Annotated in this window: 11 protein-coding genes; 5 read left to right on the plus strand and 6 right to left on the minus strand. The window is 73.7% G+C overall.

What is annotated here, in order from left to right; all coding sequences use genetic code 11:
* Positions 1 to 7: 7 nt before the first annotated feature.
* Positions 8 to 1,159 (minus strand): acyl-CoA dehydrogenase family protein, encoded by a 1,152-nt coding sequence (locus ACZ7PG_RS04690; protein ID WP_470237729.1) that lies wholly within the window; start codon positions 1,157 to 1,159, stop codon positions 8 to 10.
* 69 nt (positions 1,160 to 1,228) lie between these two features.
* On the opposite strand from ACZ7PG_RS04690, the gene ACZ7PG_RS04695 reads away from it, so the two are divergent.
* Both ACZ7PG_RS04695 and ACZ7PG_RS04700 read left to right on the plus strand, forming a co-directional pair.
* The gene (locus ACZ7PG_RS04695) at positions 1,229 to 1,828 is read left to right on the plus strand and encodes a TetR/AcrR family transcriptional regulator (protein WP_470237730.1); all 600 of its coding nucleotides are present in this window, start codon (positions 1,229 to 1,231) and stop codon (positions 1,826 to 1,828) included.
* 82 nt (positions 1,829 to 1,910) lie between these two features.
* The gene (locus ACZ7PG_RS04700) at positions 1,911 to 3,572 is read left to right on the plus strand and encodes an AMP-binding protein (RefSeq protein ID WP_470237731.1); all 1,662 of its coding nucleotides are present in this window, start codon (positions 1,911 to 1,913) and stop codon (positions 3,570 to 3,572) included.
* 3 nt (positions 3,573 to 3,575) lie between these two features.
* Here the strand turns inward: ACZ7PG_RS04700 and ACZ7PG_RS04705 are convergent, their stop codons facing one another.
* The gene (locus ACZ7PG_RS04705) at positions 3,576 to 4,517 is read right to left on the minus strand and encodes a hypothetical protein (RefSeq protein WP_470237732.1); all 942 of its coding nucleotides are present in this window, start codon (positions 4,515 to 4,517) and stop codon (positions 3,576 to 3,578) included.
* 1 nt (position 4,518) lies between these two features.
* On the minus strand, positions 4,519 to 5,127 hold the full coding sequence (locus ACZ7PG_RS04710) for a TetR family transcriptional regulator (RefSeq protein ID WP_470237733.1): 609 nt from the start codon (positions 5,125 to 5,127) through the stop codon (positions 4,519 to 4,521).
* A 99-nt stretch (positions 5,128 to 5,226) separates the two neighbouring features.
* Between ACZ7PG_RS04710 and ACZ7PG_RS04715 the strand changes: the two genes are divergently transcribed.
* The 3 genes from ACZ7PG_RS04715 to ACZ7PG_RS04725 all read left to right on the plus strand — a co-directional run bounded on the left by ACZ7PG_RS04715 (position 5,227) and on the right by ACZ7PG_RS04725 (position 8,356).
* Positions 5,227 to 5,688, plus strand: coding sequence for an SRPBCC family protein (locus ACZ7PG_RS04715; RefSeq protein ID WP_470237734.1), 462 nt, complete (start codon positions 5,227 to 5,229; stop codon positions 5,686 to 5,688).
* A gap of 115 nt (positions 5,689 to 5,803) precedes the next feature.
* Positions 5,804 to 7,009: an LLM class flavin-dependent oxidoreductase gene (locus ACZ7PG_RS04720; protein WP_470237735.1), complete on the plus strand. Its 1,206-nt coding sequence runs from the start codon at positions 5,804 to 5,806 to the stop codon at positions 7,007 to 7,009.
* 12 nt (positions 7,010 to 7,021) lie between these two features.
* A complete protein-coding gene (locus ACZ7PG_RS04725; protein WP_470237736.1) occupies positions 7,022 to 8,356 on the plus strand; it encodes an NtaA/DmoA family FMN-dependent monooxygenase in 1,335 nt (444 codons plus the stop codon).
* Positions 8,357 to 8,395: 39 nt separating this feature from the next.
* On the opposite strand, the gene ACZ7PG_RS04730 is transcribed toward ACZ7PG_RS04725, so the two are convergent.
* The 3 genes from ACZ7PG_RS04730 to ACZ7PG_RS04740 are packed head-to-tail and all read right to left on the minus strand — an operon-like array spanning position 8,396 to position 24,606.
* Positions 8,396 to 8,593 (minus strand): MbtH family protein, encoded by a 198-nt coding sequence (locus ACZ7PG_RS04730; protein WP_470237737.1) that lies wholly within the window; start codon positions 8,591 to 8,593, stop codon positions 8,396 to 8,398.
* Positions 8,594 to 8,608: 15 nt separating this feature from the next.
* The gene (locus ACZ7PG_RS04735; protein WP_470237738.1) at positions 8,609 to 9,835 is read right to left on the minus strand and encodes an MFS transporter; all 1,227 of its coding nucleotides are present in this window, start codon (positions 9,833 to 9,835) and stop codon (positions 8,609 to 8,611) included.
* Positions 9,832 to 24,606, minus strand: coding sequence for a non-ribosomal peptide synthetase (locus ACZ7PG_RS04740; RefSeq protein ID WP_470237739.1), 14,775 nt, complete (start codon positions 24,604 to 24,606; stop codon positions 9,832 to 9,834). Before ACZ7PG_RS04740 ends, ACZ7PG_RS04735 begins: the two co-directional genes overlap by 4 nt.

Raw genomic sequence — 24,606 nt, forward strand, 5'->3', positions numbered from 1 at the left:
AGTCCTCCTAATAGGACCGGGGCAGCCCGAGGCTGTGCTGCGCGACGAAGTTGAGGATCATTTCGCGGTTCACCGGGGCGATCCGCAGCAGCCGGGCCAGCCCCCAGTACGGCAGCAGCCCGAAGTCCGCCGAGACGCCGTTGCCGCCGTGGGTCTGGATCGCGGCGTCGACGGCGGCCAGCGCGGCCTCCGCGGCGGCGTACTTGGCCATGTTCGCCGCCTCGCCCGCGGGCAGCCCGCGGTCGTGCAGCGCGGCCGCCCGGTGCGTCATCAGCGCGGCCAGCTCGGTTTCGATCTTGGCCTTGGCGAGCGTGTGCGCGACGCCCTGGTGGGCGCCGATCGGCCGGTCCCAGACGGTGCGGTCCCGCGCGTAGCGGCTCGCGACGTCCAAGGCGTAGCGCGCGATGCCGACGCAGAGGGCGGCGCCGGTGATGCGCTCGGGGTTGAGGCCGTGGAACACCTGCCGGAACCCCGCGCCCTCCTCGCCCACGAGCGCCGTCGCCGGCAGCCGGACGCCGTCGAAGCGCAGGGTGAACTGCTTCTCCGGCAGCATGACGTCGACCGGCAACGGCGTCGTGACGAGGCCGGGCGCGTCGACCGGGACCAGAAAGAGCGACAACTGCGCGGTCCCGTCGGGATCGCGGCCGGTGCGGGCGACCAGCAGCAGCGCGTCGGCGGTGTCGACGCCGGAGATGTAGTACTTCTCGCCATCGACCACCCACTCGTCGCCGTCGCGGCGGGCGGTGGTGGCCAGCTTGTGGGTGTTGGACCCGGCGTCCGGCTCGGTGATGGCGAAGACGACCTTCCGCCGGCCGCTCGCCAGGCCGGGCAGCCATTCCTTGCGCTGCTCCGGCGTGCCGAACTCGGTGATCACCTCGGCGGAGATGGCTTCGGTGACGAGCAGGAGCAGCATCGGGGCGCCCTTCGCGGCGCTCTCCTCGATCACGATGGTCAGCTCGGCCAGGCCGCGGCCGCCCCCGCCGTACTCCTCGGGGATGTTGACGCCGATGAACCCCGCGTCGCCGAGCGCGTGCCACAGCTCGGTGCACTCGCGGCCCGCACGGGCGTGCTCGACGTAGTAGCGGCCGCCGAACGGAGCGGCGATGGCGCCCACCGCGGCCCGGAGATCCCGGGCCTCATCGCTGTCGAGCACGTCCACGCCGACGCTCCTTAGTGATTTCTCATTCACTTATAGCGCACCGTAGCGCCCGGCTGCGATGATGACAAGATGACGAGCACTTCCCCGGCCACCCGACGGCGGCGCGACCCCGACCGGCGGGAGCGGATCCTGACCGCGGCCGCCGAGCTCACCGCCCGGCGCGGCTTCCACGCGATCGGCATGGCCGACATCGGCGCGGAGGCGGGCATCGTCGGTTCCGGCGTCTACCGGCACTTCGAGAACAAGGACGCGATCCTCGTCGCGCTGCTCGACCGCGTGATGGCCCGCCTGCAGGACGGCGCCGCGGCCATCCTCGCCGACGCGCCCGCCGACCGGATCGCGCTGACCGGCCTGATCAGGGACCACGTCCGGGTCGCCATCGAGGACCGGACCGTGCTCGCGGTCTACCACCGCGAGATCCACAACCTGCCCGAGGAGGACCGGCGGCGGCTGCGCCGGCTGCAGCGGCACTACCTCGAGGACTGGGTCCACGTGCTCGCCCCGCTGCGCCCCGAGCTCGCCGACGGCGAGCTGCGCCTGGCCGTGCACGCGGCGATCGGCGCGGTGCAGTCGACGCTGTTCTTCCGCAGCGGCCTCGCCCCGGAGCGGCTCGCGGAACTGCTGGACGAGATGGCGCACGCGTGCCTCGGCGTCACGCCCTCTCAGTGAATGGCGAATAACTTTCTTCTTGCTTCGGTGACCGCGGTCACGGCATGCTGGTCGGCGGCAGCGACGGCGAAGGAGCCTCAGCATGACCACGACCAGTGAGAGCGCCACGCAGGCGGCCATCGACGTCGAGACGCTGCGCGGCCGTCGCGCGGTGCACCGCTGGGAACGCACGTCGATCGGCGACGTCTTCGAACGGCTCACCTGGAGCCGCCCGGACCAGGTCGCGATCGAGGGCGTCTGCGGCGAAGAGCGCTTCGCCTCCGTGACCTACCGGCAGGCCGACCAGGCCGCCAACCGGCTCGCGCACGCGCTCGCCGCCGCGGGTCTCGTGCCCGGCGACCGCGTGCTGCTGTTCTGCGAGAACACCGTCGAGGCGTTCCTGGCCAAGATCGGGATCGCCAAGGCGGGCATGGTCGCCGTCCCGCTGAACCCCGGTCTCGCCCCGGACGTCCTCGCGCACCTCGTGCGGCGGACCGAACCCCGGCTGGCGGTCGTCGACGCGGAACTCTGGCCGCGCCTGGAGGGCGTCCCGGGCGTGCGGGTCGGCGCCACCATCACGGTCGGCGGCGGCCCGGTCGCCGGCAGCCCGGCGTTCGGCGCCTTCCTCGACGGGCACCCGGACACCGAGCCCGACGTCGAGATCCACGGCGACGACATCTTCCAGCTGCTGTTCACCTCCGGCACCACCGCGCTGCCGAAGGGCGTGATGCTCTCGCACAGCTACGCGCACCTCGCCGGGCTGAACTTCGCCCTGTCGCTCACGCGTGGCCTGCGGCACGAGACCGACCTGCGCGTCTGCACGTTCCTGCCGATGATCTACCACGTCGGCGACGCGCTGTTCACGTACTCGACGTTCTTCGCCGGCGGCACGCTGATCCTCGGCCGCCGTCCGGTGCCCGGTCCGGTCGCGGAGTCGCTGGCACGGTCGCGAGCCACCGCCGTCTGGGCGGGCTCACCCCAGTTCGTCGCCGCGCTGGCCGACGCGATCGACGCCGACTCCACTTTGGACCTGACCTCGCTGACGGCGCTCGTCTACGGCTGGGGTGCCCTCTCCCCCACGCTCCTGCACCGCCTCGAAGCCCGGACGGCGCCGGGGTTCGTCGCGATCGGGATCTTCGGGCAGACGGAAGCCATCGCCTGCCACCGGTTCTGGCCGAGCGCGTGGCCCGAGGTGCACGCCCGCACGGCACCCGCGATGAACTACGTCGGCGTGCCGAGCGGGCTGCTGGCCTCCGACGTCGTCGACGAACGGGGCGAGCCGGTCCGCGGCACCCCCGGCGAGGCCGTCTACCGGTCGCCGGTGATGACCGCGGGCTACTACCGCGACCCCGCCGCGACCCGGGAAGCGTTCCGCGGCGGCTGGTTCCACTCCGGCGACTCGGCGGTGGTGGACGAGCACGGCCTGCGCGTGATGGTGGACCGCTACAAGGACATCGTGAAGACCGGCGGTGAGAACGTCTCGAGCATGCGCGTGGAAGCGGTGCTGCACGAGCACCCCGCCGTCCTGCGCGCGGCGGTGATCGGCCTGCCGCACGAACGCTGGGGCGAAGCGGTCACGGCCGTCGTCGTCCCGCGCCCGGGCAGCGACCCGGTGGCGGACGACCTGATCGCGTACTGCCGTGAACGCCTGGCGGGCTACGAAACCCCGAAGGCGATCGTGCTCGCCGACGCCCTGCCCGAAACCGTCGGCGGGAAGGTGCTCAAGTACCAGCTCCGGGCCACGCACCAGGACCTGTACCGCTGACGGTCAGCCGCGCCGGTACCGGGCCGCCATGGCGTGGAACGCCTTCTTCGGTTCCCAGCCGGTCCGGTCGAGCATCCGGACCACCCCGTACGAACCGAGGTCCTGGTCCGCGAGCCGGTTGAAGGCGGCGAAAGTGAACCAGAGTGCCGTGTCGACGCCTTCTTCCTCGAAGACGTCGAGCAGTTCGGTGAGGTAGCGCACCTGCTCGTCCTCGTCCGGGATCGCGCCGGCCGGCACCTGCCAGGCCATGCCGCCGCGCTCGCCGGCGCCACGGTAGGCGCAGGTTCCGTACTCGACCACCGCGACCGGCTTGCCGTGGGCGAAGTGCCGGCGCAGCTCGTCCCGGAAGGTACCGGCGTTGTAGGCGGCGCGGTAAGCGTCGACGCCGACGATGTCGAAGGGGGCCCAGTCGACGGACTCCCACGGGGCGGCGGCGTAGGTGACCTGCCCGGCGAAGTGCGCGCGGACGGTCGCGGCGACTTCGGCGAGGAAGTCGTCGAGCCGCCGCAGCACCGGGCCGAGGGAGGTCCACCAGGCCAGGTCGGCGGTGGCCATGGCTTGCAGGCGCGCACTGTAGGTGTCACCGGGGATGAACCCCGGACAGAAGGCGCTGATCTCGCAGCCCGCGACGAACACCACCTCGGCGCCCGTCCGCCGGACGGCTTCGGCTCGCCGGGCGCAGCCGGCGAAGAACGGGAGCAGCCGGTCGGCGGGGAGGTCGACGGGGAACGGGGCGAACCAGACCTCGAGGCCGGCATCGGCGGCGAGCCCGGCGGCGACCTCGAGCCGTTCGGGCTCGCGGCCGGAGACGCGCACGGCGTCGCAGTGCAGCTCACCGGCGATCACCGCCATGTCGTGGCGGACCGCCTCGGGAGTGAAGACCTTCCGGGACAGGCCGTCGCCGGGGAGGAATCCGGTGTCGTAGTTGATGCCGCGTGCGCGCACGTCACTGCCCTTTCCGGTGGTCGATGCCGTGTTCCAGCAGGTCGAACGCGAGCTCGGTGTCCTCGGCCAGGCAGCGGGCCGCCTGCTCGGGTGACGCGTCGCCGGCCAAGCGGTGGAAGAACGACTCCTGCAGCGTGAGCACGGTCGCGGCGAGCTGGGCCGCGATCAGGGTGGCGGCCGGCTGCCCGTAGTCCTCGGCCAGCACCCGAGCCAGATCCTGGCGCTGCCGGTAGAGCAAGGTGTTGGCGGCGGCGGAGAGCGCGGGACTGTCGAAGATCACGCGCATCCGCGTGACGATCTCGTCGCGGTCCACCGCGCCCAGCTCACCAGTGGCGAACGCACTGTAGTGCGCCCGCAAGGCATCGAGGGGTGACTGCCCCGGCGGCCGCCGTCCGACGACGCCGGCCAGGTCGTCCTCGCCCACGCCCTGGAGCACGAGTGACTCCTTGCCGGGGAAGTAGGCGAAGAGGGTCGCCTTCGCCACCTCGGCGGCTTCGGCGATCTCGTTGACGGTCACCGCGTCGAAACCGCGTTCGGCGAACAACCGCACCGCCACCGCGGCGATCCGGCGCTTCGTCTGCTCTTTCTTGCGCTCCCGCAGTCCTGCCACCCGGCAATAATATCAGACTCGGTCCAGAATCATACTCGGTTCAGTTTATCGACGGCAGACGGGCGGCTGACGGCGGCGGACTGTGGCAGGCTCGCGACCATGACGACGCAACGGTTCGAGGTGACCCGCACCATCGCGGCCGCCCCGGAGAAGGTGTTCGCGCTGCTGTGCGACCCGCGCGGGCACGTGGCCATCGACAGTTCCGGAATGCTGCAGTCCGCCGACGGCGAACCGGTCCGGCGCGCGGGCGACGAGTTCACCGTGCACATGGACCGCGAGGCCCTCAACGACCTGCCGATGGGCAAGTACGACGTCACGGTCGTCATCACGAAGCACGAGCAGGACAGCCTGCTCGAATGGACGATCTCGGGCACGATCCAGCCACCGATCCGCCACCTGTACGGCTACCGGCTCGAGCCCGACGGCACCGGAACCCGCGTGACGTCGTACTACGACTGGAGCGAGATCGAGCCGCGTTACCGGGACAAGATCGACTTCCCGATCATCCCGGAGGCCGCCTTGCGAGCCACCCTCGGCATCCTCGCCCGCACCGTCGAGTAACCGGCCTCCGCGGTTATTCCCGCCACCCCCCGCCGTCCCAGCAGTTGGCCGTTCCCGCCCGGGTCGCGGAATCCGGCGCACACTGCGGGCACAGGCCGACAGGAGGGACGCCGGGATGGCTTCAGGAACCGGACCACGGATCGCCGTCGCGTTGGACGGGGCCGGGTGGCACCCCGCCGCCTGGCGGGAACCCGGCGCGCGGCCGCGGGAGCTGCTCACCGCCGGCTACTGGGCCGACATCGTCCAGGAGGCCGAGGCCGGCAAGCTGGACTTCGTCACCATCGAAGACTCCCTCGCCCTGCAGACGGCGCACCCGCTCGACCGGCCGGGCGAGCGCACCGACATCGTCCAGGGGCGGCTCGACGCGGTGCTGATCGCCGCCCGGGTCGCGCCGCTGACCTCGCGCATCGGGCTGGTGCCGACCGCCGTCGTCACCCACACCGAGCCGTTCCACATTTCGAAGGCCATCGCCACCCTCGACTACGTCAGCACCGGCCGGGCCGGTGTGCGGGTGCAGGTCGCCGGCCGGGCCGAGGACAACCGGCACTTCGGACGCCGTGAGTTCGGCGAGTTCCGGCTCGAGGACGCCGCCGAGCCGGACCGGCCCAGCCCGCTCAACGAGCTGTTCGACGAGGCCGCGGACTACGTCGAGGTGCTGCGCCGGCTGTGGGACAGCTGGGAAGACGACGCCGAGATCCGCGACGTCGCCACCGGCCGGTTCGTCGATCGCGAGAAGCTGCACTACATCGACTTCAGCGGGCGCTGGTTCTCGGTCAAGGGCCCGTCGATCACGCCGCGGCCGCCGCAGGGCCAGCCCCTGGTCACCGCGCTGGCGCACGCCGCCGTCCCCTACCGGCTCGCCGCCCGCTCGGCCGACGTCGTCTACGTGACGCCGTTCGACCGCGAGCAGGCCGCCACGATCGTCGCCGCCGTCCGGGACGAGCAGGACCGGGCCGGACGCGGTGGCGACACGCTGCACGTCTTCGGTGACGTCGTCGTGTTCCTCGACGAGACCGAGCAGGCCGCCGCGGACCGCAAGGCGCGGCTCGACGAGCTGGCCGGCGCGGAGTACACCTCGGACGCCCACGTCTTCACCGGCACCCCGGCCGGGCTCGCCGACCTGCTGCTCGACTGGCAGCACGCCGGGCTCTCGGGCTTCCGGCTGCGGCCGGGTGCCGTGCCGCACGACCTGACCGCGATCACCCGCGGCCTCGTTCCCGAGCTCCAGTCCCGCGGCGCCTTCCGCACCGAGTACGAAGCGGACACCCTGCGCGGGCTGCTCGGACTCGCCCGCCCCGCCAACCGCTACGCCGCCGTCTGAGGAGGCCGCGCAATGACCCGCAAGCAGATCCACCTCGCGGCGCACTTCCCCGGCGTCAACAACACGACCGTGTGGAGCGACCCCGAAGCCGGCAGCCACGTCGAGTTCAGCTCCTTCGTCAAGCTCGCGCAGACCGCCGAGCGCGCGAAGTTCGACTTCTTCTTCCTGGCCGAAGGCCTGCGGCTGCGCGAGCAGGGCGGGCAGATCTACGACCTCGACGTCGTCGGCCGGCCGGACACCTTCACCGTCCTGTCCGCGCTGGCGGCGGTCACCGACCGGCTCGGCCTGGCCGGCACGATCAACTCGACGTTCAACGAGCCGTTCGAGGTGGCCCGCCAGTTCGCCTCCCTCGACCACCTCTCCGCGGGGCGCGCCGCGTGGAACGTCGTCACGTCGTGGGACGCCTTCACCGGCGAGAACTTCCGCCGCGGCGGGTTCCTCCCGCAGGACCAGCGGTACGAGCGCGCCGAGACGTTCCTGCGCACCGCGTGGGAGCTGTTCGACTCGTGGCGCGGCGGCGAGATCACCGCGGACGCCGAAACCGGCGTGTTCCTGCCGGACCCGGCCGCGGGTGCCTTCGCCCACCACGACCGGCACTTCGACATCGAAGGCCGCTTCCCGGTGCCGCGCAGCCCGCAGGGCCGTCCGGTGATCATCCAGGCCGGCGACTCGGAGGAGGGCCGCGAGTTCGCCGCGGCCACCGCCGACGCGATCTTCAGCCGCTACGGCACCCTCGAAGCGGGGCAGGCGTTCTACTCCGACGTCAAGGGCCGCCTGGCCAAGTACGGCCGGACCTCGGAGCAGCTGGTGATCCTGCCCGCGGCGACGTTCGTGCTCGGCGACACCGACGCCGACGCGCACGAGCTCGCCCACGTCGTGCGGCGGCAGCAGGTCAGCGCGCAGACCGCGATCAAGTTCCTCGAGCAGGTCTGGAACACCGACCTCGCCGACCACGACCCCGACGGCCCGCTGCCGTCGACGGATCCCGTGGTCGACGGGTCGACGATCGCGCCCGGCCGCGCCAGCGTCCGGATGTACCGCGACCCGCTGGCCACCGCCCGCGAGTGGCGGCAGCTCGCCGAGGCGAAGAACCTGTCCACGCGCGACCTGATCATCGAGGTCACCGGCCGGCAGACGTTCATCGGCTCGCCCACGACCGTCGCGGCGGCGATCGACGACCTGGTCCAGGCCGACGCGAGCGACGGCTTCATCCTGGTCCCGCACGTCACCCCGGGCGGCCTCGACGCGTTCGCCGACCAGGTGGTGCCGCTGTTGCAGGAGCGCGGCTCCTTCCGCACCGAGTACACCGGGACGACCCTGCGCGAGCACCTGGGCCTGGACGCGTGAGCCGGGTGCGGCCGGGCTTCCCCGGCCGCACCCGGACCGTCACTCGGCGGCCATGCGCTCCCGGAGGCTGCGGGGGCGCATGTCCGTCCACACCTCGTCGACGTGGGCCATGCACTCCTCGCGGGTTCCGCGCGTGCCGTCGGGGCGCCAGCCCGCCGGGACCTCCTTGTCCGCCGGCCACAGCGAGTACTGCTCCTCGTCGTTGACCAGGACCTGGAATGTCGTGTTCTCGTCCATCGGGGTTCCTTTCTCTTACGGGCCAGGGGTTTCTTCGAGCTCACGGATCCGGTCCACGGCCGGGAACCCGCGAAGTGTCCCGCTGAACGTCGTCAGCAGGGTGACCACCGCGATCGCCGCGGCGCAGGTCAGGACGGCGGCTGTACCGGGGAGCACCTCGACCAGCCAGCCGCCCAGTGCCGGGCCGAGCGCCGCCGCCAGGCCGCCCGTCACGCCGAGTACCCCGCCCAGGCGGCCGCGCAACGCGTCCGGGGTGAACAGCAGCTGATAGGTGCTGATCGTCGTGTTGGCCGCCGGGGGCAGGAACGCGATGGCCGCGAACAGCGCGCCCAGCACGTACCCGTTGGTCGCGAACACCGCCAGCGGGGTCAGCACCGTCAGCGCCCAGAAGACGCCGGCGATCAGCAGGTGCGGGCTGACCCGGCGGTGCAGCCAGGGCGCGGCCAGCGAGCCGAGGATGCCCCCGGCGCCGAGCATCGCCGCCATCACGCCGATCTCGCCGGCGGGCACTCCGCGTTCGTTGGCCAGCACGATGATCACCAGGTAGTAGGCCGAGAAGAACAGGTTCAGGCTCACCACGCAGAGGACCGTGACGCGCAGCCGCGGCTGGCCCCACACCCAGCGCAGGCCCTCCGCGATCTCCCGGCCCAGGTGCGCGGGTGGCTGGTCCGGCGTGCGCTCCGGCCGGCCCGGCAGGCGCACGAACAGCAAGGCCACGAAGGCGAAGACGTGCGCCACGACGTCGAAGGCGAACGGGACCAGCCGGCCCACGGCGAACAGGAACCCGCCGAGCGCCGTGCCGGAGAGCTGTCCCGCGCTGGTGCGGGCCGCGTTCAGCGCGACCGCCGACGGCACCTGCTCCTCCTTCACCAGCCGCGGCAGGCTCGCCTCTTCGGCCGGCTCGAACAGCGCACGGCTCACGCCCATCACGACGGCGACCGCCACCAGCAGCCCGACCCCGGCGACGTCCCAGAACAGCGCGAGCACGAGCCCGGCCGCCGCGAGCGCCTGCGCCGCTTCGCAGCCGAGCATGATCCGCTTGCGGTGCCAGCGGTCCACCAATGCGCCGGCGGGCAGGCCGGCCACCAGCTGGGCGACCGCCACGGCGCCGAGCACGAGCCCCGACTGCGCCGCCGATCCGGTGAGGGCCAGCACCAGCAGCGGGAAGGCGATCGCCGTCGTGCTGAACCCGGCCTCGGAGACGACCTGGCCGATCCAGAGCAGGCGGTAGTCGCGGGTCACGCGTCGTCCCCCCGGCAGTCGGCGGCGATGGCGCGCAACGCGGCCGCGAAGTCCGCTGCGACGGCGGTCACCGTGGCGCGTTCGTGCCGGTCCGGCCGGTAGTACCAGGAGAACTCCAGCCGGCCGTCCCGCACGCCGCCGACCACTTCCAGCAGGTGCGCCGGCACGTTCGCCGGGTCCTGCTCGCGGCCCAGCGGCGGGTGCGCCCGCAGGTAGAGGCCGCCGGCGGCACCGCCGTGCTCGCCCTGGCCCAGGTAGTTGAACGCCACGCGCGGCGCGTCCCGGCCGAGGTCCGGGTCGCGGAAGCAGCGCAGGACGCCGTGCCCGAACCCGTTGCCCGGCACCGCGCGCAGCTGCCGCCGCACGCTCTTGACGAGCTGCCGCCAGCCCGCGGCCGGGTCGACTTCCAGTGCGACCGGGAACAGCGTGGTGAACCACCCGACGGTCCGGGTCAGGTCGACGTCGTCGAGGACCTCCTCGCGGCCGTGCCCTTCCAGGTCGACCGCCACCGCGCGCTCCCCCGTCCAGCGGGTGAGGGCGCGGGCGAGCGCGGTCAGCAGGACGTCGTTGATCCGCGTCCGGTAGGCGCCGGGCGCCCGGTGCAGCAGCGCGTCGGTGTCGCGCTCGTCGACGGCGACCGTGACCAGCTCGGGTGGCCCCGGCGCGATCCCCGTTTCCTCGCACGGGATCTCGCGCCCGGGGAGCTCCCGGGCCCAGTGCTCGCGTTCGCCGTCCAGCGCCCCGCTTTCGGCGAACGCGCGCAGCCGGTGCGCCCAGTCGCGGAACGACGTCGTCTTCGCGCCGAGGTCCGGCTTCTCCCCCGCCTCGATCTGCCGGTACGCCTTCTCCAGGTCCTCCAGCAGGATGCCCCACGAGACGGCGTCCACGACCAGGTGGTGCGCGGCGAGGAAGAGCCGCGGGTTCCCGTTCTCCCCCGGCCCGGACAGCAGCGCCCGCAGCTGCGGCGGCCGGGCGAGGTCGAAGCTCGCCTGCGCGTCGTCCGCGGCGCGTTCCAGGTCCACAAAGGACACTGACCGCAGCACGGATCCCGGCTCCACCGGGGCGTTGTGCTGGGTCCACCCGGCGGCGGTCCGCTCGAAGCGCAGGCGCAGCGCGTCGTGGTGGGCGACGACGGCGTCGATCGCCTGCCGCAGCGCCTCTTCGTCCACCGGCGCGGCCAGCTCGACGAGGACGGACTGGTTGAAGTGCGCCGGGTTGGCCGGTCCGGAGTCGAGGAACCACCGCTGGATCGGCGTCAGCGGGACGTCGCCGACGACGGCCTCGCGCGCGCCGTCCGCAGCTTCGGCCGGCCGGACCACGGTCGCCAGCTCGGCGACCGTCTGGTGGGTGAACAGGTCCTTCGACCGCATCGCGAGGCCCGCCTGCCGGGCGCGGTGAACCACCTGGATGCTCAGGATGGAATCCCCGCCCAGGTCGAAGAAGTTGTCCTCGGCGCCGACGCGGTCGAGGCCGAGGACCTCGGCCCAGGTGGTCGCCAGCAGCTCTTCGAGCTCCGTGCGCGGGGCGACGTACTCGGCGGTCCGCAGCGCCGAGAGGTCCGGCGCGGGCAGGGCCGCGCGGTCCACCTTGCCGTTGGGCGTCACCGGCAGCTCCGCCAGGGGCACGAACACCGACGGCACTAGGTAGTCCGGCAGGGTGTCGCCGAGCCGGTCGCGCAGGTCCGTCACGTCGCCGACGACGTAGGCGACCAGCCGCTTGTGCCCGTCGGCTTCCCGGGCGACGACGACCGCTTCCCGCACGTCCGGGTCCCGCCGCAGGGCGGTCTCGATCTCGCCGAGCTCGACGCGGAACCCGCGGACCTTGACCTGGTCGTCCGCGCGCCCGGCGAACTCGAGGTCGCCCGACGCCCGCCGGCGCACGACGTCGCCGGTGCGGTACATCCGGGACCCGGGCGGGCCGAAGGGGTCCGCGACGAACCGGTCCGCGGTCAGGCCCGGCCGGTTCAGGTACCCGCGGGCCAGGCCGAGGCCGCTGACGTACAGGTCGCCCGGCGCCCCGACGGGCACCTGGCGCAGGCCGCCGTCCAGCACGTGCACCCGGGTGTTGGGGATGGGCTTGCCGATCGGCGGTGGGCCGCCGGGCACCAGCGGCTCGCTCCACGACGTGACGACGGTGGACTCGGTGGGCCCGTAGGCGTTGATCATCCGCCGGCCGGGGGCCCAGCGGTCCACGAGCGAGGCCGGGCAGACGTCCCCGCCGACGATCACCGTGCGGAAGTCCGGCAGCGGCACCTCGGGCACGGTCGCGAGCGCGACCGGCGGGATCAGCGCGTGCGTGACCCGGTACCCGGCCAGTACCTCGGCGAGCTGCGCGCCGAGCAGCGGGCCTTCGGGCGGCACGACGAGCGCGGCGCCGGCGGGCAGCGCCATGGCCAGCTCCAGCACCGACGCGTCGAAGCTCGGCGAGCTGAAGGCGAGCACGCGATCGCCCGGACGCACCTCGAAGTGGGCGATTTCGGCCGCGGAAAGGGAGGCCAGCCCGGCGTGGGACACGACGACGCCCTTGGGCCGCCCGGTCGAGCCGGACGTGTAGATCACGTACGCCGGCTGGTCCGGGTCCACCGGGACACCGAGGTTCGTGTCGTCGAAGCCTCCCGCGTCGGGCTCGTCGTCCACCACGACGACCGGATCGGCGTCACGCAGCATGAACTCGATCCGCTCGGCCGGGTAGCCGGGGTCGACGGGCAGGAACGCGGCGCCGGTCTTCGCCACGGCCAGTTCGGTGACGACGAGCGCGACCGACCGCGGCAGCCGGACCGCGACGATCCGCTCGGGACCGGCACCGCGGCCGGCGAGCAGGCGGGCCAGCCGGTTCGCCCGCGCGTTCAGCTCGGCGAAGGTGAGGCCGCCCTGGTCGGAGACCAGCGCCGGCGCGTCGGGGGTGCGCGCCGCCCGTGCCTCGACCAACTGCGCGAGCGACGCCGGTGCGACGGCCCGTGCGGTGTCGTTCCCGGCCCGCAGCAGGTCGAGTTCGGCGTCCGGCAACAGCGGCAGCGCCGTCATCGGCCGGTCGGGTTCCGCGGCGAAGGCCGCCAGCGCCGTCTCCAAGCGGGCTGCCAGCCGTTCGATCGTCGCGGCGTCGAACAGGCCGGTGGCGTAGTTGATCGCGCCGTGCAGCGCGCCGCCGTCCTCTTCGAACTGCACGAGCAGGTCGAAGTTCGCGGTCGTCGCGGGCAGCGCGACCTCGCCGGCGACGAGCGTGCCGCCGCCCGGCCGGTCGCCGGTGTTCTGGAGGGCGACCATCACCTGGAACAACGGCGTCCGGCTCGGGTCGCGGACCGGCTGCACCGCGTCCACCACGCGCTCGAACGGCACCTCCTGGTGCGCGAAGGCGTCGAGCACGGTTTCCCGCACGCCGGCCAGGAACTCCCGGAACGTCCGGCGATGGTCCACTGTGGACCGCAGGACCAGGGTGTTGACGAAGAAGCCGACCACCCGGTCCAGCTCGGCCCGGTCGCGCCCGGCGGTGACCGTGCCGACGGCGACGTCGTCCTGGCCGGCCCAGCGGGCCAGCAGGACCTGGCACGCGGCGACGAGCGTCATGAACAGCGTGCTGTCCCGCGCGCTCGCCAGGTCACGCAGCTTCGCGGCGACCTCGGCGGGGATGGCGAAGCCGAGCCACCGCCCTTCGGTGGTGCGCACCGGGGGCCGCGGCCGGTCGGTGGGCAGCTCGAGCGGGGTGAGCCCGGCCAGCCGGTCGCGCCAGTGGTCCAGCTGCCCGGCGAGCGCGGGCCCGTCCAGGAAGTCCCGTTGCCAGGTCGCGAAATCCGCGTACTGCACCGGCAGCTCCGGCAGGTCCGGCTCCTCGCCGCGGACGTGGGCGGCGTAGCAGGCGTCGAGCTCGGCGGCCAGCACGCCGGACGACCAGCCGTCGGTGACGATGTGGTGCAGCACCAGCAGCAGGACGTGGTCGTCGGGCGCCCGCCGGAACAGCCGGGCCCGCAGCAGTGGCCCGGTGCGCAGGTCGAACGGCCGCCGCGCCTCTTCCGCCAGTGCCTCCTCGTCGAAGTCCCGCACGGGGAGCTCCACCGGCCGGGGTTCGTGGACGTGCTGGACGCCGCGGCCCTCGACCGCGTCGAACGTCGTGCGCAGCGACTCGTGCCGGGCGACCAGGGTGTCGAGAGCCCGGCTCAAGGCGTCGACGTCGAGGGACCCGCGCAGCCGCAACGCCGTGGGCGAAAGGTAGGCGCTGCCGCCCGGCTCGAACTCGTCGAGGAACCACAGGCGCTGCTGGGCGAACGACAGCGGCAGCGGGCCGCCCCGCGGCACGACCGGGATCGGGGCCGCGGCGGACTCGCCGGCGGGCAATGCGGCGGCGAACGCGGCGAGCGTCGGAGTCTGGAAGAGGGCCCGCGGCGAGACCTCGACGCCCAGCTCCGCCCGCACCCGCGAGCTGATCCGCATGCTCAGCAGCGAATCGCCGCCCAGCTCGAAGAAGCTGTCGGTGCGCCCCACCCGGTCGACGCGCAGCACGTCGGCCCAGATCGCCGCCAGCCGCCGTTCGGTGCCGGGCCGCGGCGCGGCGTACTCGGCCGAGGTTTCCCACTCGGGACTCGGCAAGGCACGCCGGTCGACCTTGCCGTGACGGGTGAGCGGGATCGCGTCCAGTGCCACGAACACCGACGGCACGAGGTGGTCCGGCACCCGCTCGCGCAGCCAGGCGCGCAGGCCGCGGACGTCGCCGACGACGTAGGCGACGAGCCGGCCGTCGCGGGCGGCCACCGCGGTGTCGGCGACCGCCGGGTGCCGCCGGAGGACGGCCTCGACCTCGCCCGGCTCCACGCGGAAGCCGCGGATCTTGACCTGCTCGTCGACGCGGCCGAGGTAGTCGAGCTCGCCGGCGGTCCAGCGGACGCGGTCGCCGGTGCGGTACATCCGGCCGCCCGGCGGACCGAACGGGTCCGCGACGAACCGGTCCGCGGTGAGCCCCGGGCGGTTCAGGTAGCCGCGGGCGAGCTGGCCGCCGGCGAGGCACAGCTCCCCCGGCATCCCGGGCGGCACCGGCTCGCCGGCCGGGTCGAGCACGTAGGCCCGCAGGTTGGCCAGGGGCCGCCCGATCACCGGCCGGTCCCCGGTCACGGGTGCGCGGACGGCGTCCACCGTGGTCTCGGTGGGCCCGTAGTAGTTGTGGACGGCGGTTCCGCACGCCGCCAGCTCGCGCCACAGCGGCTCGGGAGTGGCCTCGCCGCCGAGCATCAGGTGCGCGGGCCGGTGCGTGCCCGACAGCAGGCCGGCGGGCAGCAGCTGGCGGACGTAGGACGGCGTGACGTCGAGGAAGTCGATGCGGCGGTCCCGGACATACCGGACCAGGGCCGCGGGGTCGAGCCGGGTGTCGTCGTCGATGACGTGCAGCTCGTGCCCGTCCGCCAGCAGCAGCGGGCCTTCCCACGACGTGTCGAACGAGAAGGCCGCCGTGAGCGCCACCCGCATCCGGTCTCGGCCGAACACCGCGCGGTGGTTCACCAGCAGGTTCATCAGCGCGGGGTGCTCGACGAGCACGCCCTTGGGCGTCCCGGTCGACCCCGAGGTGTAGATGACGTACGCGGCCGGGGACGACGCGGCCGGCGCCCCGGGCCGGTCTTCGTGCGGCAACCCCAGGACCACGGCGGGATCGGCGTCGTCGAGGAGGAACCGGATCCGTTCCGCCGGCAGGCCGGGATCGATCGGCAGGTACACCGCACCCGCCTTGAGCACGGCGAACAGGGCGATGACGGCGTCGGCCGAGCGGGGCAGCGCCACGGCCACGACCCGTTCGGGACCGGCGCCGCGCGCGGTCAGCTCCGCGGCCAGCCGGGTGGCGCGCGCGTCGACCTCGGCGAAGTCCAGCTCGGTGTCGCCGGAGACGAGCGCGGTCTCGTGCGGCGTCCGCGCCACGGTCCCTTCGAAGACGTCGAGCACCGTGCCCGCGGGGACATCGAGCTTCGCGCCTTCGCCGGCGGTGAGCAGCAACTGCCGCTCTTCGGGCGTCGAGAGCGACAAAGAGCCCAGCGGGCGGTCCGGGTCGGCGGCGATCGCGCGGACGAGCTGGGCGAGCTGCCCGGCGAGCCGTCGTGCGGTCTCCTCGTCGAACAGCCGGGGATCGTAGGACAGTTCGAGGCCCAGCCGGTCGTGCAGGTAGGCGGTGAGGTTCAGCGGGTAGCTCGTCGTGTCGAGCGAACCGACGTCCAGCACGTGCACGCCGTCCTGGCCGCTGTCGGAGATCGGGTAGTTCTCGAAGACGACGACGCTGTCGAACAGCGCCGAGCCCGCCGGGACCCCGGTGAACGCCTGCAGCCGCGACAACGCGAGGAAGTCGTAGCGCCGGGCGTCGGCCTGCCGTGCCTGGACCGCGCGCAGCCACTCGCCCGCCGGTTGTCCACTGTGGACTTCGATCCGGGTGGGCACGGTGTTGATGAACATCCCGACCATCGCCTCGACGCCGGGCAGCTCGGCCGGCCGGCCGGACACCGTCGTGCCGAACACGACGTCGGACTCGCCGCTGTAGCGCGCCAGCAGCACCGCCCACGCGCCTTGGACGACCGAGTTGACCGTCAGCGCGGCCGCCTTCGCCGTGGCGTGCAGCCGGGCGGACTCTTCGGCGGACAGCTCGACCAGGACCTCCGCCGCCGACTCGGCGCGGTGGGCTTCCTGGGGCCGCCGGTCATACGGCAGCGGGGTCGGGGCGGTGAAGCCCTCGAGCACCGCGCGCCAGTGCCGTTCGGCTTCGGCGTGGTCCTGCCCGGCCAGCCAGGCGAGGTAGTCGCGGAAGGGGCGGCGCGGCGCGAGCTCGGCCGGCCGGCCTTCGACGATCGCGGCGTACTGCTCGCCCACCTCCCCGAAGACCTGGGCGGTGCTCCAGCCGTCGAGCAGGACGTGGTGCGACGTCCAGACCAGCTGCACCTCGTCGTCGGCGACGCGGGCGATCTCCAGGCGCATCAACGGCGGCGCCGTCAGGTCCATGCCGGCCGCCTGGTCGGCTTCGAGCAGCTTCGCGAGTTCTTCCTGCTGCGCGTCCGGGGTGAGCCCGCGCCAGTCGTGCTGCCCGACCGGCACCCGGACCCGCCGGTGCACGCGCTGGAGCGGCTCGTCGACGCCGTCCCAGACCATGCTGCTGCGCAGGATCGGCGTGCGGTCGGCCACGCGCTGCCACGCCTCGGCCAGCGCCAGCGGGTTGCGCACGCCGCCCAGCCGCAGGCGGAACTGGTCGAAGTACGCGCCGGAGCCGCGGTCGACCAGGCTGTGGAACACCATGCCGGCCTGCAGCGGGGTGAGCGGGTAGAGGTCCTCGACGTCGCGGCCGTCGCCGGCCAGGCGGTCGACGGTGGCCTGGTCGAGCCGGGCGAGCGGGAAGTCCGACGGCGTGCGGCCACCGGCGCCGGCGCAGTGGACGACGATGTCCCGCAGCGCCTCGGCCATCTCCTCGGCGAGCGCGCGGACGGTGGACTCGTCGTGGACGTCTTCGGCGTACTCCCAGGTGAGGTGCAGCTCGCCGGCTTCGACCACGCCGACGACGTCGAGCAGGTACGGCCGCGTGCCCTCCGGGTCGCTGTCGTGGCCGAGGGGTTCGCCGCGGCCCTGGTACCAGCCGTCGCCGGGGGCGCCGACGTCCCAGCGGCCGTGGTAGTTGAACGAGATCCGCGGTGCGGGGTCGTCGCGGAGGGCGGTATCGGGCGGGCCGAGGTAGCGCAGGGCTCCATAGCCGGCGCCCTTGTCCGGGACGGCGCGCAGCTGTTCCTTGACCGCCTTGAGGACGTCACCCCAGTCGCCCTCGGGCAGGGTGAGCGTCAGCGGGTACTGGGCGGTGAACCAGCCGATCGTCCGGGAAAGTTCCAGTGGTGCCGCGATTTCCTCGCGGCCGTGGCCTTCCATCGCCACGATCACGCGCGCTCGGCCCGTCCAGCGGGCGAGCACCCGGCCGAGGGCGCTCAGCAGGACGTCGTTGACCTCGGTCCGGTACGCCGAAGGCACGTCGTGCAGCAGCGCGGTGGTCTCGGCCCGGCCAAGTGACACCGAGACCGCGCGCGCCGACTTCGCGCGGTTGCGGCCGGTCCGGTCGACCGGGAGCTCCGTCCGCACCCCGCCGGGAGCAGTTTCCCAATAGGCGGCGTGCTTGTCGAGGTGTCCCATTTTCACGTGCGCGGCCAGCGACCGGGCCCAGTGGGTGAACGAGCTGCCCACCGGTTCCAGTGCGTCTCCCCGGTAGGCGTGGTCGAGGTCGGCCAGCAGGATGCGCCAGGAGACCCCGTCCATGACGAGGTGGTGGGCGGTGAGGAACAGCTGCGGCGGGCGGCCGGCGAAGGTGAACAGCACCACTCGCCACACCGGGCCTTCGCTGATGTCCAAGGAGGTCTGCGCGCGGACGGCTTCGACGTGCATCGCGGTGCCGGCGTCGTCCACTTCGGACAGGTCGACGTGCCGCAGGATGTCCGCGGTCTCGGTCGCGGCGGGCTCCTGCTGCCAGGTGCCGTCCACCCGCGAGAAGCGCATGCGCAGGGCGTCGTGCCGCTCGGCCACGCGGGCGAGCGCGCCGACCAGCCGGGGAACGTCCACTGAGGACAGGACGACGTGGACGGACATGGTCAGCCGCCACGGGTCGTCGAACTGCTCGAACAGCCACGCCTGGATCGGGCCCAGCGGCGCGGGCCCGCTCGCTTCCACGGGGGCCGGCGCGGGGGTGTTCGTGGTGGCGACCTGGGCCAGTTCGGCGATGGTCTGGCGCTGGAAGAGGTCCTTCGACGAGAGCGTCAGGCCGGCCTGCCGGGCCCGGGCCACGACCTGGATGCTGAGGATCGAGTCGCCGCCGAGGCCGAAGAAGTTGTCCTCGACGCCGACCCGGTCGACGCCGAGCACCGCGGACCACACCTCGGCGAGCGTGGCCTCGGCGTCGGTGCGCGGAGCGGTGTACCGGGTTTCGGTGCGCGCGCCCGGTTCCGGCAGCGCCCGGTGGTCGAGCTTCCCGTTGGCGTTGAGCGGCAGCTTCTCCAGGCCGACGAACACCGCCGGGATCATGTGCGCGGGCAGGGAGCGGCCGAGGAACTCGCGCAGCGCCGTGGTCCCGGGCACCGTCCCGGTCAGGTAGGCGACCAGCCGCGCGTCGCCGGTGCCGTGGGCGACGACGGCGGCACCGGTCACGTCCGGGTGCGCGGTCAGGGCCGCTTCGACCTCGCCCAGCTCGATCCGGAAGCCGCGGATCTTGACCTGCTGGTCGGCGCGGCCGCGGTAGGCCAGCTCGCCCCCGGCGGTCCAGCACAGCAGGTCGCCGGTGCGGTACATCCGGGTGCCGGGCGCGCCGAAGGGATCGGCCACGAACCGGGACGCGGTCAGGCCCGGCCGGTTCAGGTAGCCGCGCGCGAGCCCCGCGCCCGCGACGTACAGCTCGCCGGTGACACCCGGCGGCACCGGTTCGAGGCCGACGTCGAGGACGTAGCACCGCAGGTCCGGGATCGGCACGCCCACGCCGGCCCGGTCGCCGTCGAGCACGCGGTGGGTGACGTGCACGGTGGTCTCGGTGATGCCGTACATGTCGACCAGCCGCGGCCCGTCCGGGTGCCGGCGGCGCCAGTCCGCCAGGCGTGCGGGCTCCAGTGCCTCGCCGCCGAAGATGACGTACCGCAGGCTCAGCGGCGCGGACGGCAGCGTGCCCAGGCGGTGGAACGCGGACGGCGTCTGGTTGAGCACGGTCACCCGCTGTTCGGCCAGCAGCGCCAGGAAGTCTTCGGGTGCGCGGACGACGTCCTGGCCGACGACGACGAGCCGCCCGCCGTGCAGCAGCGCGCCCCACAGCTCCCACACCGAGAAGTCGAAGGCGTAGGAGTGGAAGAGCGTCCAGACGTCCCGGTCGCCGAAGCCGAACCAGTGCGCCGTCGAGGAGAAGAGCCGGGTCACGTTCGCGTGCGGCACCAGCACGCCCTTCGGCACGCCGGTCGAGCCGGAGGTGTAGATGACGTACGCGGTGTTGTCCGGACGGACCGGCACGCGCGGATCGGTGTCCGGCCGGTCGTCGGCGGTGACGTCGTCGACGACGCAGACCGGCCGCGCGTCGGCGAGCATCGCCTCGATGCGGGCGGGCGGGTAGTCCGGGTCGATCGGCAGGTACCCGGCGCCGGACTTCAGGACGGCGAGGACCCCGACGACGAGGTCGGCCGACCGCGGCAGCCGCAGGGCCACCAGCCGCTCCGGCGCGGCTCCCGCGCCGATCAGCCGGTGGGCCAGGCGGTTCGCCCGGCGGTCCAGCTCGCGGTAGGTCAGTTCGGTGCCTTCGTGCGTCACGGCGACGGCGTCCGGCGTGCGCGTCACCTGGGCGGCGAACAGCTCGGGCAGCGTCGGTTCCGGCCGGGGCCCGGCCGTCGGGTTCCACTCGCGCAGGACCAGCTCGCGCTCGGCGGCGGTGCTCCAGGGCAGCCGGCCGAGCGGCCGCGACGGCGTCGCCGCGATGCCGTCCAGGAGGACGCGCAGCCAGCCGGTCAGACGCTCGATCGTGGCGGCGTCGAACAGGTCGGTGTTGTAGTTGACGACCGCGTCGAGCCGCCCGGCCGTCTCCTGGAAGTGGACCATCAGGTCGAACCCGGCCGTCACGATCGGCGGGGCCAGCTCTTCGACGGCGAGCCCGGGCAGCGTGGGCCGCGCGTCGGGGGTGTTGTGCAGCACGACCATGACCTGGCACAGCGGCGTGCGGCTGGTGTCCCGCTCGGGCTGCAGATCGTCGACGACGCGGTCGAAGGGGACGTCCTGGTGGGCGAAGGCGTCCAGCACGGTGTCGCGGACGTCTTCGAGGAAGGCGTCGAACCCGCGGCTCAGGTCCACAGTGGACCGCAGGACAAGGGTGTTGACGAAGAAGCCGATCAGGCCTTCCAGCTCGGTGCGTTCCCGGCCGGAGACGACGGTGCCGACGGCGACGTCGTCCTGCCCCGACCAGCGGGCGAACAGCAGCTGGCAGGCGGCGAGCAGGGTCATGAACAGCGTGCCGCCGTGCTGCCGGGACAGCTCCTTGAGCCGCGCGGTGGTGCCCGCGGGGACGCCGAACTCGTGCAGCGCGCCGTTCTTCGTGCGGACCGGCGGGCGCGGCCGGTCGGTGGGCAGCTCCAGGATCGGGACGCCGTCGAGGCGGTGGCGCCAGTAGCTCAGCTGGTCGTCGAACTCGGGCCGGTCCCGCTGCCAGACCGCGTAGTCGGCGTACTGCACCGGCAACGGCGGCAGCGCCGGGTCGTCGCCGCGGGTGAAGGCGGCGTAGAGCGTGGCGAGCTCGCTCAGCAGCACGCCCGAGGACCAGCCGTCGGTGACGATGTGGTGCAGCACCAGGGTGAGCACGTGGTCACCGGGGGCGAGCCGGGTGAGCGCGGCGCGCAGCAGCGGGCCGGTGCGCAGGTCGACCGGGCCGGTCGCGCCGTTCATGGCCGTGGCCAGATCGCCGTCGGTGACGGGGACGTCGAGGGCGTACGGCGGGTGGACGACCTGGACGCCGCGGCCGTCGACCTTCGCGAAGGTCGTGCGCAGCGACTCGTGCCGGGCGACCAGCGCGGTGAGGGCGTGGTTCAGCGCGGCGGTGTCCAGCTCGCCGCGCAGGCGCAGCACGGTCGGCGAGACGTACTCGGTGCTGCCCGGTTCGAACTCGTCGAGGAACCAGAGCCGTTGCTGGGCGAAGGAAAGCGGCGCTTCGAGCGGGCCGCCGTCCCGCGGGAGGAGCGGGATCGCCGCCTGCGGCGTGACGGCGTCGGGCAGCTCTGCGGCGAGGCGTGCCGGGGTCGGCGCGCTGAAGACCAGCCGGGCCGGGACGTCGGCGCCGAGTTCCGCCCGCAGCCGCGAGACGACCCGGATACCGAGCAGCGAGTCCCCGCCGAGGTCGAAGAAGTCGTCGTCGACGCCGACGCGCTCGACGCCGAGGACGTCGGCCCAGATGCCGGTGACCAGCCGCTCGCGGTCGTCGCGCGGTGCGACGTACTCGGTCGACGCGGTCCGCTCCGGCTCCGGGAGCGCACGGCGGTCGAGCTTGCCGTGCCGGGTCAGCGGCAGCCGGTCGAGGCGCACGAACGCCGACGGCACGAGGTGCGCCGGCAGCGTGCGGGTCAGTTCGGTGCGCAGGGCGGCGGGGTCGGCGTCGCCGACAACGTAGGCGACGAGCCGGCCGCCGCGCACGTCCACCGCGACGTCGGTGACGAACGGCCGCAGCGCCGTCTCGACCTCGCCCGGCTCGATCCGGAAGCCGCGCACCTTCACCTGCTCGTCGGTGCGGCCGAGGTGCTCGAGCTGCCCGTCCGCCGTCCAGCGGACGCGGTCGCCGGTGCGGTACAGCCGGGATCCCGGGCCGCCGAAGGGGTTCGCCACGAACCGGTCCGCGGTCAGCCCGGGCCGGCCGAGGTAGCCGCGCGCGAGCTGGGCGCCGGCGAGGCAGAGTTCGCCGGGGACGCCCGGCGGGACGAGCCGGAGGTGCTCGTCGAGGACGTACGCGCCGACGTTGCCCAGCGGCCGGCCGATCACGGGGTGGTCCCCGGTCACCGGCGTGCAGGTGGCGTCCACAGTGGACTCGGTGGGGCCGTAGTAGTTGTGGGCGACCGTTCCGGAGCCGGCCAGCTCGCGCCACAGATCGCGGTCCATGGCCTCGCCGCCGACCATCAGGAACCGCGGGCGACGGTCGCCGTCGAGCAGCCCGGCGGGCAGCAGCTGCCGCAGGTAGGACGGCGTCACGTCGAGGAAGTCGACGCGCTCGTCGTGGACGTACCGGGTCAGCGCGGCCGGGTCGAGGCGGGTTTCGTCGCCGATCAGGTGCAGCTCGTGGCCGTCGGCCAGCAGCAGCGGGCCTTCCCACGAGGTGTCGAACGACAGGGTCGCGGTGAGGGCCACGCGCAGCGGGTCGCGGCCGAAGACCGCCCGGTGGTTGCCGAGGAGGTTGACCAGCGCCGCGTGCTCGACGACGACCCCCTTGGGCGTGCCCGTCGAGCCGGAGGTGTGGATGACGTAGGCGGCGTCCGAGGGTCTCGGTCCGGCCGGGCGCGGACCGCCGGACGGCTCGGCGGTGCCGTCGAGCACGACCACCGGCCGGGTGTCGTCGAGGAGCACCCGGATCCGCTCGGCCGGCAGCCCGGGGTCGATCGACAGGTGCACCGCACCGGCCTTGAGCACGGCGAACAGCGCGACGATCGCTTCGGCCGACCGTGGCAGCAGCACGGCGACGACCCGGTCCGGCCCGGCGCCCCGGGCGGCGAGGTCAGCGGCGAGGGCGTCGGCACGGGCGGTGAGCTCGGCGAAGGTCAGCCGGACGTCGCCGCAGACCAGCGCGGTCGCGTCCGGCCGCGTCCGCGCCTGGTGGTCGAGGAGGTCGGCGACGGTCGTCGCCGGGACGTCGAGGGCGGTGCTCCCCCACTCCAGCAGCGCGGCTTCCTCGGCCTCGGTCGTCAACGGCAGGTCGGCGACCCGGCGGCCCGGGTCGGAGGCGATCCCGGCCAGCAGGCGCAGCAGGTGCGTGACCAGGCGGTCGATCGTGGCCGCGTCGAACAGCTCGGTGCTGTACTCGACGAGCCCGGCCAGCCGGCCGCCGGACTCCTCGAACTCGACGGAGAGGTCGAAGTTCGCCGAGTCCCGCGCGACCTCCGCCGGCTCGGCGGTGAGCCCCGCGAACTCCGGCCCGGCGCCGGTGGCGCTGTGCAACAGCACCATGACGTCGAAGAGCGGGTTGCGCCCGGGATCCCGCCCGGCGTGCACGGCGTCGACCAGCTCCTCGAACGGGACGTCGTCGTGGGCGAAGGCGTCCAGGACCGTCTGCCGGGCGGCCGCGAGGTGGTCGGTGAACGGCACCGACGTGTCGACGGCCGAGCGCAGGACGACGGTGTTGACGAAGAACCCGACGACCCGTTCCAGCTCCGGCCGGTCGCGGCCCTGCACGACGGTGCCGAGCGCGATGTCGTCCTGGCCGGTGTAGCGCGCGAACAGCGCCTGGCAGGCGGCGACGAGCACGGTGAACAGCGTGGTCTCCGACGTCCGGGCCAGCTCGGCGAGCCGGCGCGCGACGGCTTCGGGGACAGCGAACTCGCGGACCGCGCCCGCGGTGCCGCGGGTGGCCGGGCGCGGGTGGTCGGCGGGCAGGTCGAGCGGCGTGACCCCGGTCAGCTGCCGCGTCCAGTACTCGAGCCCGGCCGCGCGCGTCGGCCGGTTCTGCTGCCACACGGCGAAGTCCGCGTACTGCAGGGGCCGCGGCGGCAGTTCGGCGCCGGCGTAGAGGAGGCCGAGCTCTTCGGTCAGGATGCCCATCGACGCGCCGTCGGTGGCGATGTGGTGCACGGACACGAGCAGCACGTGCTCGGCCGGGCCCAGCCGGGCCAGCATCGCCCGCAGCAGCGGCCCGCGGCCCAGGTCGAACGGCCGCGCGTACTCCTCGCGCAGGACGGCGTCGAGGTCGGCCGGCGTGACGTCGACGACCGGCAGCGGCACCTCGGGGGGCGGCCCGACGAGCTGGACGCCCTCGCCGTCGACCTCGTCGAAGGTGGTGCGCAGCGGCTCGTGCCGGGCGACGAGCAGCCGCAGCGCCGCGGCCAGCGCGTCGACGTCCAGCTCGCCGGTCAGGCGCAAGGCGAACGCGCTGTTGTACTCGGGGTCGTCCGGGCGCAGCCGGCCGAGGAACCACAGCCGGCGCTGGGCGGACGACAGCGGGATCGGGCGGGAGCGGTCGGCGGCGGCCGGGATCTCCGGCGTCCGCCCGCCCGCTCCCGCCATCCGCCGGCGCAGCGCTTCCTGCAGGTGGGCGGGCAGCGCCGCGATGCGGTCCTGACGGGACGAGGTCAT

This window comes from Amycolatopsis sp. NPDC114504, from assembly GCF_055633595.1.